Source organism: Oceanibaculum indicum P24, assembly GCF_000299935.1.
GTDB lineage: Bacteria > Pseudomonadota > Alphaproteobacteria > Oceanibaculales > Oceanibaculaceae > Oceanibaculum > Oceanibaculum indicum.
The window spans coordinates 170,176-185,681 of the sequence record NZ_AMRL01000003.1 but is presented as its reverse complement, the minus strand read 5'-3'; the positions used below and the strand labels follow the sequence as shown (position 1 = coordinate 185,681).

Sequence of the window (15,506 nt, the reverse complement as noted above, 5' to 3'; positions counted from 1 at the left end):
ACTGGTCAGCGCGCGGCCAGACCGCAATGGGTCAAAATGAACCGGGCGATGGCGTCCAGATCGTCGATCGGCAGCACCGGCACTGTTGCGTCCGCCAATGCCGCATCGCTGGCGACCGCCACCACCTTTGAATCCTCGCGGTAGAGCGGCGGCTTGCCGACCGAGGGGCGATAGACCTCCAGCTTTTCGTGGCCCTCATGCTTGAAGCCCTCGACCAGCAGCAGGTCCACCGGCGTCATGTTGCGGATCAGGTCGGAGAGCGTCGGCTCCGGCGCGCCGCGATGCTCGTGCATCAGGGCCCAGCGCGCGGCGGAACTGATCATCACCTCGGTGGCGCCGGCCTCGCGGTGGCGGTAGGAATCCTTGCCGGGCTTGTCCACATCGAAGGCGTGATGGGCGTGCTTCACCGTGGAAACCGTGACGCCGGCGCGCACGATCAGCGGGATCAGGCCGGTCAGCAGGGTGGTCTTGCCGCTGCCGCTCCAGCCGGCAATGCCGAAAATCCTCATCTCTTGTCCATGGGGCTGCGGAACATCACTCTGCGGGCGGGGTCGATTGCGCGGGCTTCATGGCGGTCCGCGCCACGCTGTCACGCGCATCTTCCGCCTGCATATGGCGTATGCCGGCGCGCAGATAATCATAGCCGGTGATCAGGGTCAGCAGGGCGGCCAGCCACAGCAGCACCTCGCCAATCGTCTGGATCGGCAGCACGATGGGTAGCAGTGGGTTCAGCACGCCATTTCCGGCCTCGCCGACGATCAGCACGGCGATGGCGACCATCTGGATGCCGGTCTTCCATTTGGCCAGCCAGGTGACGGGCAGGCTGGCCGCGGTGCCGGCCAGGAATTCGCGCAGGCCGGAGACCAGTATCTCGCGGCACAGGATGACCAGCACCGCCAGCACGCTCAGTTCGCTCACCCGTTCGGCATGCACCAGCATCAGCAGGGCGGCGGCGACGAACAGCTTGTCGGCGATGGGGTCGAGGAACCGGCCGAAGGCGGATATCTGCCCCATGGTCCGCGCGAAATAGCCGTCGAAATAATCGGTGACGGCGGCCAGCACGAACAGGCCGCAGGCCAGCCAGCGGTAGAGCGGCGCATCGAAGAACAGGAGCGCCACGAGACCCGGTATCGCGGCAATGCGCGACAGGGTGAGCAGATTTGGCAGGCTGGTCAGCATAGAAGCCCCGATTCTTCTCGCTTCGGGCGGCGTCAGCCGATCCTACCCTTCGTCGTGGAAATGGTCATAGATTTTTTTTGCCGTTGCCCGGCTGATTCCCTCCACAGTCTCCAGATCGGCAAGGCCGGCCCGCTCGACCGCGCGGGCGGAGCCGAAATGCAGCAGCAGCGCCTTCTTGCGCTTGCCGCCGATACCCGGCACATCGTCCAGGCTGGACCGCTGCAGCGACTTCGCCCGCTTGGCGCGGTGGGTCTCGATGGCGAAGCGGTGCGCCTCGTCGCGCAGCCGCTGCAGGAAATACAGCACCGGGTCGCGCAGCTCCATGCTGAACGGCTCACGGCCCGGCATGAAGAAGCGCTCGCGCCCGGCATTGCGCTCCGGCCCCTTGGCGATGGCGACCAGCGGCACATCCTCGATGCCCAGCTCCGCCAGCACCTCGACGGCGACGCCCAGCTGCCCCAACCCGCCATCGATCAGCACCAGGTCGGGCCAGGCGCCGGTCTCGCGGTCCGGGTCTTCCTTCAGCGCGCGGGCGAAGCGGCGGGTCAGCACCTCGCGCATCATGCCGTAATCGTCGCCCGCCACTTCGGCGGCGCGGATGTTGAACTTGCGGTAGGCGTTCTTCATCAGCCCGTCCGGCCCGGCGACGATCATCGCGCCGATGGCGTTGGTGCCCTGGACGTGGGAATTGTCATAAACCTCCACCCGGTCCAGCGGTCCGTCCAGCCCGAAGGCGGCGGCCACCCCGTCCAGCAGCTTGCGCTGCGAGCTGCTTTCCGCCAGCCGCCGGCCCAGCGCCTCGCGCGCGTTGGTCACCGCCTGGTCGATCACCTTCCGCTTGGCGCCACGCTGCGGCACCGCCAGCTCGACCCGGTGGCCGGCGCTGACCGCCAGCGCCTCGGCCAGCAATTCCTGCTCGTCGGGGACATGGCTCAGCAGGATGGCGCGCGGCGGCTCCTTATTGTCGTAGAACTGGCCGATGAAGGCCGCCAGCACCGCCGGCAGCTCCAGATTCTTCTCGTGGCTGGGGAAGTAGGAACGGTTGCCGTAGTTGCGGCCGCCCCGGAAGAAGAAGACCTGGATGCAGGTCGCCCCGCCTTCCTGATGGGCGGCGATCACGTCGGCATCCTCCAGCCCGGCGACATTCACATCCTGATGCGACTGGATGTGCGACAGGCCGCGGATGCGGTCGCGGAACAGCGCGGCAGCTTCGAAATCCATCGCGTCGCTGGCCGCCTGCATGCGCCTTGCCAGCATCTCCTGGATCTGTCGGCTCTTGCCGCTGAAGAAGTCGCGCGCCTCGCGCACCTGCTCGGCGTACTGCTCCTTCGTCACATAACCGACGCAGGGCGCGGTGCAGCGCTTGATCTGGTACTGCAGGCAGGGCCGGGTGCGGCTGGCGAACATGCTGTCGGTGCAGTTGCGCAACAGGAAGGCGCGCTGCAGGGATGTCAGCGTCTGCTTCACAGCACCTGCCGAGGCGAAGGGGCCGAAATAGTCGCCGGGGCGGCCGCGCGATCCCCGGTGCTTCAGGATCTGCGGGAAATCATGGTCGCCGCTGATCAGGATGTAGGGGAAGGACTTGTCGTCGCGCAGCAGCACATTGTAGCGCGGCATGAAGCGCTTGATGTAGTTGCTCTCCAGCAGCAGTGCCTCGACCTCGGTGTGGGTGACCACCACCTCCAGCGTCACCGTCTCGGCCACCATGCGCTGCAGCCGGTAGGGCAGGCGCTCGGGCTGGGTATAGGCGACGACGCGCTTCTTCAGGCTGCGCGCCTTGCCGACATAGAGCGCGTCGCCGCGCTTATCCAGCATGCGATAGACGCCAGGCGCGTTGGGCAGGGTGCGCAGCTTCGCCTTCAGCACCGCCACGCCGCGTTCCAGCGAGACCGCAGGCGCGTCCGCCGGCCGGGGTTCGGGAACCCGGCCGGGCGTCGGCTCAAAAGGATGGGTGTCGCGTGCTGCCTTGGCCATCTGTCTGCTCGTTAACCCGTATGGCGGACTTATTACCCTTCTGCACGGCGCCTGTGTAGGGCGTAGCACTTGGTTAACATGGGAACTCTTCCGCCTATCCACGATTCCTGTGGATAACTTTGTGGGCAAGCAGGGGGTGTCATTGCGCCAGTTACGGGCTTCCTAGGACTCCACCGTTATTGCTCAAAAAATAGGCAAAGAATTATATATTTGATTTCATTATAGTTTTTTATGTCAATCCGAGAAAATGAGGAGGCTGGAGTTTTTCCCGTTGACAGTCACGGCCGTTCCCAATCCATGGTTTTTTGCTGTGCACAACTTTCATCTAATGCGGTCTTTTGAATCCGGAATAGCGCCGCTTTTGAAGCGCTTACGGCGTCATTTTAACGCCATAATTAACCGTTCCTTCATATTATAGACATCTTTTGACAATGATATTGCCCGTTGGCCTTCGCAGTGGACGCCGGCCCGTCAGGAAAGATGCTGGCCGCCATCCAGGGCAATCATCTGGCCGGTCATCGAGCGTGCCTGCACGATGAAGCCGATGGCCCGGCAGATTTCCGCCAGCTCCGTCTGCCGGCGCAGCGGCACGCTCTCCACCTCCGCCACGAAATCCGCTTGCGACTGATGGATGCTTTGCAGCACCGGGCCGGGGCCGATGGCATTCACCCGGATGCGCGGCGCCAGCGCCAGTGCGAGCGTGCGGGTCAGAGTCCACAGACCGGATTTGCTCAGCGTGTAGGACAGGAAGTCCGGCCCCGGATGCAGCACGCGCTGGTCGATGATGTTGACCACCACCCCTTCCGCTTCCGGCGGCAAGGCCGTGGCGAAACGCTGGATCAGCAGTGCTGGCGCGCGCAGATTTGCCTCCATGTGGCGGTCCCAGCCCGCCCGGTCCATGGTTTCGATATCGTCCTGCTCGAAGATCGAGGCGTTGTTGATCAGCAGGCCGACTGGGCCCAGTGCGGCGGTGGCGTCCGGCACTAGCGCTTCCACCTCGTCCTCATTCATCAGGTCGGCGGAGAGCAGTGCAGCGCGCCGCCCGAGGGCCGTGATCTCGCGCGCAAGCGCATCGGCCTCGTCGCGGGAATTGTTGGCATGCACCGCCACATCCCAGCCCTGCCGGGCCAGGTCCAGCGCGATGGCGCGGCCGATGCGGCGGGCGGCACCGGTCACCAGCGCCACCCGGGGAAGGGCGCGGGGCAGGGTCTCGGGCAGGGAGGGATCGCTGTCAGCCATGCGCAGCAAGCTACGTGGACCGCCGGCAAGGTCAAGCGGCTTCACGGCAGGCTGCTGCAACGGATGCTGACAGCCGGTGCCGCTTGGCCTTACTGTTGGGCCTTACTGTTGGCGCACCATCTTTGCCGGGACGGGGCTGTTGGACGATATCGCGAAACTGATCTGGAATCCTGACGCGATCCATGGCGCCGGAACCGCCGATGTTCTTGTCTTTCTGATTGCCGCGGTGATGTTCGCCCCGCTGTTCCGCCGCCTGCGGTTCAGCCAGGTTTTGGGTTATCTTGCCGCCGGGGCGCTGATCGGGCCGTTCGGGCTGGGCCTCGTCGGCGATGTCGAGGGCACGCGGCATCTGGCGGAATTCGGTGTCGTCTTCCTGCTGTTCGCCATCGGGCTGGAGCTGAGCTTCGAGCGCCTGCGGATCATGCGGAAGCTGGTGTTCGGGCTGGGCACGGCGCAGGTGCTGGTGACCGGCACGGTGCTAGCCGGCATTGCCGTCGGTGTGGGGCTGGACCTGCCGGCTGCCATCGTGATCGGCGGCACGCTGGCGCTGTCCTCGACCGCCTTCGTGGTGCAGCTGCTGCAGGAACGCGGCGAGTTCGCCACCCATCATGGCCGCGCCGCCTTCGCCACGCTGCTGTTCCAGGATCTGGCGGTGGTGCCGCTGCTGGTCATCGTGCCGCTGTTGAGCGCGCCCTCGGAAGGGGCGATTGCCCTCAGCCTCGTCTTTGCCATCGTGAAGGCGGCGATTGCCCTTGTGGTCATCGTGCTGATCGGCCGGCTGCTGCTGCGCCCGCTCTACCGACTGATGGCGTCTGTCGGCTCGCGGGAGATTTTCACCGCGCTTACCCTGCTGGTGGTGCTGGGCATCGGTTCGGCGACGCAGATGGTCGGGCTGTCGATGGCGCTGGGCGCCTTCCTGGCCGGCCTGCTGATCTCCGAATCGGAATTCCGCCATCAGGTCGAGGCGGATATCGAGCCGTTCCGCGCCATCCTGCTGGGCCTGTTCTTCATGACCGTCGGCATGTCGGTCAATCTGTCGCTGGCCTTCGATCATCTGGGCACGGTGCTGTTGCTGATCGGCGGGCTGATCGCGGTGAAGATGCTGGTGCTGTTCGGCCTGGCGCTGCTGTTCCGGCAGGGGCTCCTGGCCTCGCTGCGCATCTCCGCGCTGCTGTGCCAGGGCGGGGAATTCGCCTTCGTGATCTTCGGCGTGGCGGTCGCGGCGAATGTGCTTGAGCCTCTTGCCGTGCAGATGATGTTCCTCGTGGTGTCAGTCAGCATGGCGTTGACCCCGCTGGTGATGCTGGTGGTGGACCGGCTAACCCGGCATATGGACAACAGCCATCTGGAGGAGCTGGGGCCGGACGAGTGCGGCGAGCTGGAAAACCATGTGATCATCGCCGGCTATGGGCGGTTCGGGCGGATCATCGCGCGGCTGCTGGAGGCGCAGGGCGTCACCGTGGCGATGCTCGACATGGATGCCGCCAATGTGGCAGAGAACCGCGCCAATGGCCGCCCGGTCTATTACGGCGATGCCGGACGGCCTGATATATTGCGGCTGGTCGGGGCGGAAAAGGCGCTGGGGATCGTGCTGACCCTGGACCGCCACAAGCATCTGCCGGCGCTGGTCAGCCAGCTGCGCGAGGATTTCCCCAACCTGACGATCTTCGCGCGCTCGCCCGACGCACAGACGACGCGCGAGCTGGAGGCGGCGGGCGCCTATGTCGCGGTGCCGGAGCTGCTGGAGGCCAGCCTGCAGCTGGGGGCGGAGGTGCTGGCGAAGATCGGCGTGCCGGAAACCGAAATCGAATCGCTGGTCGATGCCTTCCGCCATGTCGATAGCGGCCGGCGGCGCACGACCCAGGCCGACGGCCAGACCGATACCGCGTCAGAGATGGAGACAGAGTCCGAACGCCCGGTCGATCCGGTCGTGGCGGCCTGCGAGGCACTGGAGCGGGTGGACGAGCTGCGGCAGGCGGAACCGCCCGCCGAGGACGAAAAGCGCGCCGTCGCCTGATGGTCGCTTTTTCATGAAAGAGCAGCGGCTGGCCTACATCCTGCTGGCCATCGCCCCGGCGATGTTCGCCAGCAACATGCTGACGGCGCGGCTGGTGCATGATCTGGTGCCGCCGGTGGGGCTTGCCTTCTGGCGCTGGGCGGTGACCTTCCTGCTGTTACTGCCGCTGGTTGGACCGCAGCTCTGGCGGCAGCGCCGCGAGGCGCTGGCGGAATGGCGCGACCTGCTGGTGCTGGGTGCGCTCGGCATGGGCGTGTGCGGCGCCTTCGTCTATATCGGCGCGCAGACCACGCCGGCCAGCAATATCGGCCTGATCTACAGCGCCTCGCCGATCCTCATCGTGCTGCTCGCCGGGCTGTTCTATGGCGAGCGGGTGACGCCGCGGCAGGGCATCGGCATCGCGCTGTCGCTGGCCGGCGTGCTGGCGATCATCGCCAAGGGCGACCCGGCGATCCTGATCGGCCTGTCCTTCACCATCGGCGATCTGTGGATTGCCGCCGCGATGGCCGGCTGGGCGCTCTATGCCATCCTGCTGAAATACCGGCCGAGTAAGCTGGGGCTGATGACGCGTTTTGCTGCCATTATTCTGGGCGGGCTGGCTGTCATATTGCCGTTCTATCTGTGGGAGGGTCTGTCCGGCCAGCCGATGCCGCTGACCCGCGAAAGTGTGCTGGCGGTGCTGTTCCTGGCCTGCGTTGCCTCCTTCGGCGCCTATCAGGCCTATGCCAAGATTCAGAGCGTGCTGGGGGCGGGGCGCACCGGGCTGCTGATGTATCTGGTGCCGCTCTATACCAGCGGCCTTGGCTATGTTCTGCTGGACGAACCGGTACATGGCTACCATCTGCTGGGAGCGGCGATGATCCTGCCCGGCCTTTATCTGGCCACGGTGCGACGTCATTAAGGGGCAGGCGGTATTCACCGGACGATGAAAGCGGGTTCGATAATGGCTTATAGGTCGATCTTCTCCTGGATTGGCGACCGGATCGCCCGGCGCCGCGCGCCACTGGTGCCGGTGGTCCGGCTGGCCGGGGTGATCGGGCAGGTCGGGCCGTTCCGTGCCGGGCTGACGCTCACCGGCCTCGCCTCGGTTCTGGAGCGCGCTTTTTCCATGCGCCATGCCAAAGCGGTGGCGCTGGTGGTGAATTCGCCCGGCGGATCGCCGGTGCAGTCCGCGCTGATTCACAAGCGCATCCGCGACCTGGCGACGGAAAAGAAGCTGCCGGTGCTGGTGTTCGTCGAGGATGTGGCGGCCTCCGGCGGCTACTGGCTGGCCTGCGCCGGAGATGAAATCTTCGCCGACGAGAATTCGATCCTGGGGTCCATCGGCGTGATTACCGCCGGCTTCGGCTTTCCGGACCTGCTGGAGAAGATCGGCGTCGAGCGCCGGGTCTATACGGCGGGCAAGTCGAAATCCATGCTCGATCCGTTCAAGCCGGAAAATCCGGAGGATGTCGCCCGGCTGCGCGCCATCCAGGAGGAGATGCATGCCAGCTTCCGCGCGCTGGTGGAAAGCCGGCGCGGCGAACGGCTGCATCCCGGCGAGACGGAATTGTTCGATGGCAGCTTCTGGACCGGCCGCACGGCGGTTTCGCTTGGACTGGCTGACGGGCTGGGCGATCTTCGGGGCTTGTTGCGCGCGCGCTTCGGCGACAAGGTGAGGCTGTATCCGGTTGGCATGCGCCGCCCGCTGCTGGCCTTCCGCGCCGGTGGGGCTGCTAGGCTGGCGAAAGAGGCGGGCGGCTGGGCGGAAGCGCTGCCGGAAGCGGCCATCGGTGCGGCGGAGGAACGGGCGCTGTGGGCGCGGTACGGCTTATAAGGAAGATGGGGCAGGGATGTTCGGTTTGAGTTTCAGCAAGCTTCTGGTTCTGGCGGCGGTCATCGCCGGGGTGTTCTTCTTCTTCAAGATGGTCACCAAGCTGGAACGTGCCCGCCGGGAGGTCGCCCGGGGGGAGATGCGCGGCGAGTCCAGGAAGGCTGCGCCGCGTGGTGAGGGTGGCGGTCTTGGCGGTATCTTCCGACGCGACAAGGCGGAAAAGCAGGCTGCCGCCGAGGAAACGCAGGAGATGCGGGCCTGCCCGACCTGCGGCACCTATGTGCCGGCGCGCGGTGCCCGCGATTGCGGCCGGGAGCTGTGCCCCTACGGGGCGTAGGACTGACCGCTACTGCCGCGCATCCTGCATCTGAAGCCCGCCTTTCCAGTCGAGCAACCGTCGGTCGGCGGTCAGCAGCGTGGCATTGTGCACTAGGCAGGTGGCGGCGATCAGCCGGTCCGCCGGATCGCCATGCAGATCGGCAAGCTGGACCGACAGGATGCCGATCTCGCCTGTCATCGGCAGTTCGGCGATGTCAGCGCTAAGGACATCCTGCCGCCATTTTTCCACCGGACGGTCCAGCCGGACGCGGTTCTTGCGCAGCAGCAGGGCGACTTCCCAGAAGCAGATCGCCGGCACCGCCAGAATGCCATCGTCGCGCCCGCTATCGATCTCACTTCTCGCCTTGCGACCCAGCGACGGGCTTTCGGCCATCAGCCAGAGCAGCGTATGAGTATCCAGCGCCAGCATCAGGGCAGGTTCGGTTCCGTGCCCTCGATCACTTCCCATTCGACCTCGACCGGATCGATCAGATCGTCATTGGGGTCAGTGACGGTCACGCTGCCCTTCAGCGCGCCGAAGATGTCTTTCGCACCCTCGCGCGCCGGCACGATGCGGGCCACCGGCTTGCCGCGCTTGGTGATGGTCACGGGCTGGCCAGTGCGGGCGACTTCGTCCATCACCTGCAGACAATGTGCCTTGAAATCCGAGGCTTTCATGCTGGTCGCGGTCATCGCATCTCTCCTTCGTGACCACCTATATGGTCATATTAGAAAGGCTGTGCCAGAAGAACAAGTGCACCCTGCATGACCGTTTCTTGACCCTGCCGGGTCAGGTCGCTATGTTGCGCCGCACCGAAAAACCGGTTTCATCCTAGCGCGAGAGAAGCAATGTCCGCCGGTAGGCCAGCCGCCGCCACCAGCTTCCAGTCGATTATCCTGACGCTCCAGCAATACTGGGCCGCACAGGGCTGTGTCATCCTGCAGCCTTATGACATGGAGGTGGGTGCCGGCACCTTCCATCCGGCGACCACGCTGCGCGCGCTGGGCCCCGATCATTACTGGAACTGTGCCTATGTGCAGCCCTCGCGCCGGCCGACCGACGGGCGCTATGGCAACAACCCGAACCGGTTGCAGCATTATTACCAGTTCCAGGTGCTGATGAAGCCCTCGCCGGACAATATCCAGGAGCTGTATCTGGGCAGCCTGGCGGCCATCGGCATCCATGCCCACGAGCATGACATCCGCTTCGTCGAGGATGACTGGGAAAGCCCGACGCTGGGCGCCTGGGGGCTGGGCTGGGAAGTCTGGTGCGATGGCATGGAGGTGACGCAGTTCACCTATTTCCAGCAGGTCGGCGGCATCGAGTGCAAGCCGGTGCCGGTCGAGCTGACCTACGGGCTGGAGCGGCTGATCATGTATGTCCAGGACGTCGAGAACGTCTATGACCTGGATTATGACGGCGTGCCCAAGGACCGGGGCGGCAAGACCTATGGCGATGTCTTCCTGCAGTCTGAGCGGGAATTCAGCGCCTTCAATTTCGAGCATGCCGACACCGACATCCTGTTCCAGCATTTCAAGGATGCCGAAGCCGAGTGCCAGCATCTGCTGGGGCTGGCGCAGCCGCTGGCGCTGCCGGCCTATGACAAGTGCATGAAGGCCAGCCACCTGTTCAACCTGCTGGATGCGCGCGGCGTCATCAGCGTGCAGGAGCGCGCCTCCTATATCGGCCGGGTGCGCGCGCTGGCGAAGGGCTGCTGCGAAGCCTGGGTTGCGTCTCACGGCAGCAATTCCCTCAAGGCAGGGGCATAAGCGATGGCCGATCTGCTGCTGGAGATTTTCTCCGAGGAGATTCCCGCGCGCATGCAGGCGCGCGCGGCCGAGGATCTGAAGCGTCTGGTCTGCGACGGGCTGACCGCCGCCGGGCTGGAGTATGAAAGCGCTGCCGCCTATGTGACGCCGCGCCGGCTGGCGCTGTCCGTCGAGGGGTTGCCGCTGACCCAGCCGGACGTGACGGAGGAACGCCGTGGCCCGCGCGTGGGATCGCCGGAACAGGCGCTGGCCGGCTTCCTGAAGGCCAACAACCTGGCCTCCATCGATGCTTGCGAGCAGCGCGATACCGGCAAGGGCGTGTTCTATTTCCTGACCGTGGAGAAGCGTGGCGCGGCCACCCAGGACGTGCTGCCGGAACTGCTGGTCGAGGCGATCCGCAAGCTGCCCTGGCCGAAATCCATGATCTGGGGCGAATCCGATTTCCGCTGGGTCCGCCCGATGCACTCCATCCTCTGCCTGTTCAACGGGCAGGCGCTGCCGGGCCGGCTCGATCTCGGCGGCGGGCGGGAAATCCTGTTCGGCGACCGCACGCGCGGCCATCGCTTCCTGGCGCCGGCCGAACTGGCGGCGGACAATGCCGAGGACTACAAGGCCAAGCTGAAGGCCGCCAGGGTCATCCTCGACCCGGCGGAGCGCCGTGCCGCGATCCTGTCGCAGGCCGAGGCTCTGGCCTCCAAGGCCGGCCTCGTGCTGAAGCCGGATGAAGCGCTGCTGGACGAGGTGACCGGGCTGGTCGAATGGCCGGTGGCGCTGCTGGGCCGCATCGACGAGGCCTTCATGGACGTGCCGCCGGAGGTGCTGACCACCTCCATGCGGTCGCATCAGAAATATTTCGCGGTGGAGACCAAGAGCGGCGCGCTTGCCCCGCACTTCGTCGTCATCTCCAACATGGAGCCGTCCGACGGCGGTGCGGTCATCATCGGCGGCAATGAGCGCGTGCTGCGCGCCCGGCTGTCCGACGCCAAGTTCTTCTGGGACCAGGACCGCAAGCAGAGCCTTGAGTCGCGCCTGCCGGCGCTGGCCAACATCACCTTCCATGCCAAGCTGGGCACGCTGGCCGACAAGGTCAGGCGCGTTCGGGCGCTGGCCGCGCATCTGGCGTCGCTGATCCCCGGCGCCGATGCGAAGGTGGCGGACCGTGCCGCGCAGCTGGCCAAGGCCGACCTCGTCACCGGCATGGTCGGCGAGTTTCCGGAGCTTCAGGGCATCATGGGCCGCTATTACGCCCGCCATGATGGCGAGGGGGAGGCGGTTGCCGAGGCCATCGCCGATCATTACTCGCCGCTGGGCCCGTCCGACCGCTGCCCGACCGCGCCGAACTCGGTCGCGCTGGCGCTGGCCGACAAGCTGGACACGCTGGTGGGCTTCTTCGCCATCGACGAGAAGCCGACCGGCTCCAAGGACCCCTATGCGCTGCGCCGTGCGGCCCTCGGCATCATCCGGCTGATCGTGGAGAATGGGCTGCGGCTGTCGCTGCAGGAAGTGTTCGCCAAGGCCGGCGCCAAGCCGGAAGTGGTTGCCGAGCTGATGGCTTTCTTCGCCGACAGGTTGAAGGTGGCGATGCGCGAGCAGGGCGTGCGGCACGATCTGGTGTCCGCCGTGTTCGCGCTCGGTAACGAGGATGATCTGGTGCGCCTGCTGAAGCGGGTGGACGCACTGGCTGCCTTCCTGTCGAGCGAGGATGGCGCCAACCTGCTGATCGCCTATCGCCGGGCCGCCAACATCGTCGCCATCGAGGAGAAGAAGGACAGCCGCACCTATGAGGGCCGTGCCGACCTGAAGCTCATCAAGGCGCGCGGCGAGGTGGCGGAGGCGGAACTGCACGGCACGCTGGGCGTTATCGAGGTGAAGATCGCGGACGCGCTAAAGGCGGAGGATTTTGCCGCCGCCATGGCCTCGCTGGCCAGCTTGCGCGCACCGGTGGACCGCTTCTTCGAGAGCGTCACGGTGAATGCCGAGGATGCCGAACTGCGCGAGAACCGGCTGAAGCTGCTGGCGAAGATTCGCGATACGATGAACCAGCTGGCCGACTTCTCGAAGGTCGAGGGTTAGGGTTACCCCCTCACCCAGCTGCGCCTAGGCTCGGCGAGTGCCTCGCCAAGGCTGCGCAACCCTCTCCCCCAAGGGGGCGAGGGTAGTTAACAGATTTTTCCCTATCCCTCGCCCCGGAAGGGGAGAGGGATGCGAAAGCTTACGAACGAAAGTGAGTTAGCTGGAGCTGGGTGAGGGGAGATGCCGCCTTCGGGGCGGCGCTAAAGGAAGCCGGCCACCATGCGGGTGGCGGCAGATGTCCAACGCCAAGGCGGAACGACGATGACGAAATGGGTGTACAGCTTCGGAGACGGCAAGGCCGAGGGCAGTGCCGCGATGCGCAATCTTCTGGGCGGCAAGGGCGCCAACCTGGCCGAGATGAGCAGCCTCGGCCTGCCGGTGCCTCCCGGATTTACCATCTCGACCGAGGTCTGCACCTATTTCTACGATAACGGCAAGCAGTATCCGGACGAGCTGAAGGCGCAGGCCGATGCCGCGCTGGCCGGGCTGGAGAAGGCGCTGGGCATGAAGTTCGGCGATCCGTCGGACCCGCTGCTGGTGTCCGTGCGCTCCGGCGCGCGCGCCTCGATGCCGGGCATGATGGATACTGTCCTCAATCTCGGCCTGAACGATGTGACGGTGGAGGGGCTGGCGGCAAAGTCGGGCGATCCGCGCTTCGCCTATGACAGCTATCGCCGCTTCATCCAGATGTACTCCAATGTGGTGCTGGAGGTCGATCACGGGCTGTTCGAGGAAATCCTGGAGCATGCCAAGGACGAGAAGGGCTATCGCCTGGACACCGAGCTTACCGCCGAGGACTGGAAGGCCGTCGTCGCCCAGTACAAGGCGACGGTGGAGGAGGAGCTGGGCCGCCCCTTCCCGCAGGACCCGCAGGAACAGCTCTGGGGCGCCATTGGTGCTGTGTTCGGTTCCTGGATGAACCAGCGCGCTATCGTCTATCGCCGCCTGCATGAGATTCCGGCCAGCTGGGGCACGGCGGTCAATGTGCAGGCCATGGTGTTCGGCAATATGGGCAATGACTGCGCCACCGGCGTGGCCTTCACCCGTGATCCGTCCACCGGCGCCAACCTGTTCTATGGCGAGTTCCTGGTGAATGCGCAGGGCGAGGATGTGGTGGCGGGTATTCGCACGCCGCAGCCGCTGACCGTTGCCGGCAAGGCCAATTCCGACGACGGGCTGCCGGCGATGGAAGAGGTGATGCCAGATGTGTTCGCCCAGCTGATGGATGTCCGCGACAAGCTGGAAAAGCACTATCGCGACATGCAGGACATCGAGTTCACGGTGCAGCAGAACAAGCTGTGGATGCTGCAGACCCGTACCGGCAAGCGCACTGCCGCCGCCGCGCTGAAGATCGCCGTCGATATGGTGCGCGAGGACCTGATCACCGAGCAGGAGGCCGTGCAGCGCGTCGACCCATCGGCGCTGGACCAGCTGCTACATCCGACGCTCGATCCGAAAGCCGAGCGCACCGTCATCGGCCGCGGCCTGCCGGCTTCGCCCGGTGCGGCTTCCGGCAAGGTGGTGTTCACCGCCGATGCCGCCGAGGCCCAGGCCGGCAAGGGTGAGGCTGTCATCCTGGTGCGCATCGAGACCAGCCCGGAAGATATTCACGGCATGCACGCGGCGCGCGGCATCCTGACGACGCGCGGCGGCATGACCAGCCACGCCGCCGTGGTGGCGCGCGGCATGGGCCGGCCCTGCGTCTCCGGTGCCGGCGAGCTGCGCATCGACTACGCCAAGAAGCAGATGTTCGCCGGCGACAAGGTGGTGAAGGAAGGCGATATCCTGACCATCGATGGCGGCACCGGCGAGGTGATGCTGGGCGAGGTGCCGACGATCCAGCCGCAGCTGTCCGGCGATTTCGCCGAGCTGATGGGGTGGGCTGACCGATTTCGCACCATGAAGGTGCGCACCAATGCCGAAACCCCGATGGACGCCCGCGCGGCGCGCAAGTTCGGGGCGGAAGGCATCGGCCTGTGCCGGACCGAGCATATGTTCTTCGATGCCGACCGCATCGTCGCCGTGCGCGAGATGATCATGGCCTCGACCGAGAAGGGCCGCCGCCAGGCGCTGGCCAAGATCCTGCCGATGCAGCGCCAGGACTTCGTGGAGCTGTTCCAGATCATGCAGGGCCTGCCGGTCACCATCCGGCTGCTCGACCCGCCGCTGCATGAGTTCCTGCCGCACACCGACGAGGAGATCGCCACGGTCGCCAAGGCCGCCGGCGTGGATGCGGAGGCGCTGCGTCAGCGCGCGGTGCAGCTGAAGGAATCCAACCCGATGCTGGGGCATCGCGGCTGCCGTCTCGGCATTTCCTATCCGGAAATCTACGAGATGCAGGCGCGCGCCATCTTCGAGGCCGCCGTCGAGGTGATGAAGAAGGATGGCGAGACGGTGACGCCGGAAGTGATGGTTCCGCTGGTTGCCACCCGCAAGGAGCTGGACATCCTGAAGGCCATCATCGACCGCACGGCCAAGGCGGTAATTGAGGAGAGCGGCCGCAAGATCGACTATCTGGTCGGCACCATGATCGAGCTGCCGCGCGCCGCGCTGAAAGCGGCCGAGATCGCCGAGAGTGCCGAATTCTTCAGCTTCGGCACCAACGACCTGACGCAGACCACCTTCGGCCTGTCGCGTGACGATTCCGGCTCCTTCCTGAAGGATTATCAGGACCAGGGCATCCTGGACCAGGACCCGTTCCAGTCGCTGGATACCGACGGTGTTGGCGAACTGATCGCCATCGCCGCCGAGCGTGGCCGGTCCAGCCGGCCGGACATCAAGCTGGGCATCTGCGGCGAACATGGCGGCGATCCGGCCTCCATCCAGTTCTGCCAGCAGGTCGGGCTGGATTATGTGTCCTGCTCGCCCTTCCGGGTGCCGATTGCCCGGCTGGCCGCCGCCCAGGCGGCGATTGCCGGCGGCGAGGCGGCACTGCGCAAGACGGAAAACGCCTAAAGCACAAAAGGAAAGGGGGCCACTGGCCCCCTTTCCGTATCGGGCTGCCGTTCGCCGGCAGGCCCTGGCATGTCAGACACATATCAGGAATATGAAATAAAAAAGGCAGGACGAAAACTGTCTTTTCTTTCAATGTCGTTCAAATAATTAATTATAACGACATTGCGC

General features: G+C 65.4%; 13 protein-coding genes. 7 read left to right on the top strand and 6 right to left on the bottom strand.

The genetic code is table 11. The features are described from left to right. Window positions 1-5 precede the first annotated feature (5 nt). The 4 genes from mobB to P24_RS04255 form a co-directional block, all read right to left on the bottom strand. Window positions 6-509, bottom strand: coding sequence for a molybdopterin-guanine dinucleotide biosynthesis protein B (gene mobB, locus P24_RS04270; RefSeq protein ID WP_008943471.1), 504 nt, complete (start codon window positions 507-509; stop codon window positions 6-8). 25 nt (window positions 510-534) lie between these two features. Beyond that, on the bottom strand, window positions 535-1,179 hold the full coding sequence (gene pgsA, locus P24_RS04265) for a CDP-diacylglycerol--glycerol-3-phosphate 3-phosphatidyltransferase (protein WP_008943470.1): 645 nt from the start codon (window positions 1,177-1,179) through the stop codon (window positions 535-537). A 42-nt stretch (window positions 1,180-1,221) separates the two neighbouring features. After that, window positions 1,222-3,153: an excinuclease ABC subunit UvrC gene (gene uvrC, locus P24_RS04260; protein WP_008943469.1), complete on the bottom strand. Its 1,932-nt coding sequence runs from the start codon at window positions 3,151-3,153 to the stop codon at window positions 1,222-1,224. 471 nt (window positions 3,154-3,624) lie between these two features. Further along, entirely contained in the window at window positions 3,625-4,392 is a 768-nt protein-coding gene (locus P24_RS04255; RefSeq protein ID WP_040706500.1) for an SDR family oxidoreductase, read from the bottom strand. Window positions 4,393-4,531: 139 nt separating this feature from the next. On the opposite strand from P24_RS04255, the gene P24_RS04250 reads away from it, so the two are divergent. From P24_RS04250 to P24_RS04235, 4 genes are read left to right on the top strand one after another with little or no spacing between them, the layout of a single operon-like run. Further along, on the top strand, window positions 4,532-6,409 hold the full coding sequence (locus P24_RS04250) for a monovalent cation:proton antiporter-2 (CPA2) family protein (protein ID WP_008943467.1): 1,878 nt from the start codon (window positions 4,532-4,534) through the stop codon (window positions 6,407-6,409). A 13-nt stretch (window positions 6,410-6,422) separates the two neighbouring features. Continuing rightward, entirely contained in the window at window positions 6,423-7,310 is an 888-nt protein-coding gene (locus P24_RS04245) for a DMT family transporter (protein WP_008943466.1), read from the top strand. Between the two features lie 42 nt (window positions 7,311-7,352). Then, window positions 7,353-8,225, top strand: coding sequence for a S49 family peptidase (locus tag P24_RS04240; RefSeq protein ID WP_008943465.1), 873 nt, complete (start codon window positions 7,353-7,355; stop codon window positions 8,223-8,225). A 25-nt stretch (window positions 8,226-8,250) separates the two neighbouring features. Continuing rightward, a complete protein-coding gene (locus tag P24_RS04235) occupies window positions 8,251-8,559 on the top strand; it encodes a hypothetical protein (RefSeq protein WP_147430960.1) in 309 nt (102 codons plus the stop codon). A 9-nt stretch (window positions 8,560-8,568) separates the two neighbouring features. Here P24_RS04235 and P24_RS04230 read toward each other — a convergent pair whose 3' ends face one another. After that, entirely contained in the window at window positions 8,569-8,970 is a 402-nt protein-coding gene (locus P24_RS04230; RefSeq protein WP_008943463.1) for a type II toxin-antitoxin system VapC family toxin, read from the bottom strand. Beyond that, window positions 8,970-9,233, bottom strand: coding sequence for a type II toxin-antitoxin system Phd/YefM family antitoxin (locus P24_RS04225; protein ID WP_008943462.1), 264 nt, complete (start codon window positions 9,231-9,233; stop codon window positions 8,970-8,972). The genes P24_RS04230 and P24_RS04225 overlap by 1 nt, the downstream gene beginning before the upstream one ends. Window positions 9,234-9,389: 156 nt before the next feature. Between P24_RS04225 and P24_RS04220 the strand changes: the two genes are divergently transcribed. The 3 genes from P24_RS04220 to ppdK all read left to right on the top strand — a co-directional run bounded on the left by P24_RS04220 (window position 9,390) and on the right by ppdK (window position 15,338). After that, the gene (locus P24_RS04220; RefSeq protein WP_008943461.1) at window positions 9,390-10,310 is read left to right on the top strand and encodes a glycine--tRNA ligase subunit alpha; all 921 of its coding nucleotides are present in this window, start codon (window positions 9,390-9,392) and stop codon (window positions 10,308-10,310) included. A gap of 3 nt (window positions 10,311-10,313) precedes the next feature. Beyond that, window positions 10,314-12,383, top strand: coding sequence for a glycine--tRNA ligase subunit beta (gene glyS / locus P24_RS04215; RefSeq protein ID WP_008943460.1), 2,070 nt, complete (start codon window positions 10,314-10,316; stop codon window positions 12,381-12,383). Window positions 12,384-12,644: 261 nt separating this feature from the next. Continuing rightward, entirely contained in the window at window positions 12,645-15,338 is a 2,694-nt protein-coding gene (gene ppdK, locus P24_RS04210) for a pyruvate, phosphate dikinase (RefSeq protein ID WP_008943459.1), read from the top strand. Window positions 15,339-15,506 lie beyond the last annotated feature (168 nt).

What these genes read in the sequence shown, in the direction of transcription:
- mobB (WP_008943471.1), bottom strand. Translation starts at nt 509, where the DNA reads ATGAGGATTTTCGGCATTGCCGGCTGGAGCGGCAGCGGCAAGACCACC.
- pgsA (WP_008943470.1), bottom strand. Translation starts at nt 1,179, where the DNA reads ATGCTGACCAGCCTGCCAAATCTGCTCACCCTGTCGCGCATTGCCGCG.
- uvrC (WP_008943469.1), bottom strand. Translation starts at nt 3,153, where the DNA reads ATGGCCAAGGCAGCACGCGACACCCATCCTTTTGAGCCGACGCCCGGC.
- P24_RS04255 (WP_040706500.1), bottom strand. Translation starts at nt 4,392, where the DNA reads ATGGCTGACAGCGATCCCTCCCTGCCCGAGACCCTGCCCCGCGCCCTT.
- P24_RS04245 (WP_008943466.1), top strand. Translation starts at nt 6,423, where the DNA reads ATGAAAGAGCAGCGGCTGGCCTACATCCTGCTGGCCATCGCCCCGGCG.
- P24_RS04240 (WP_008943465.1), top strand. Translation starts at nt 7,353, where the DNA reads ATGGCTTATAGGTCGATCTTCTCCTGGATTGGCGACCGGATCGCCCGG.
- P24_RS04230 (WP_008943463.1), bottom strand. Translation starts at nt 8,970, where the DNA reads ATGCTGGCGCTGGATACTCATACGCTGCTCTGGCTGATGGCCGAAAGC.
- P24_RS04225 (WP_008943462.1), bottom strand. Translation starts at nt 9,233, where the DNA reads ATGACCGCGACCAGCATGAAAGCCTCGGATTTCAAGGCACATTGTCTG.
- P24_RS04220 (WP_008943461.1), top strand. Translation starts at nt 9,390, where the DNA reads ATGTCCGCCGGTAGGCCAGCCGCCGCCACCAGCTTCCAGTCGATTATC.
- glyS (WP_008943460.1), top strand. Translation starts at nt 10,314, where the DNA reads ATGGCCGATCTGCTGCTGGAGATTTTCTCCGAGGAGATTCCCGCGCGC.
- ppdK (WP_008943459.1), top strand. Translation starts at nt 12,645, where the DNA reads ATGACGAAATGGGTGTACAGCTTCGGAGACGGCAAGGCCGAGGGCAGT.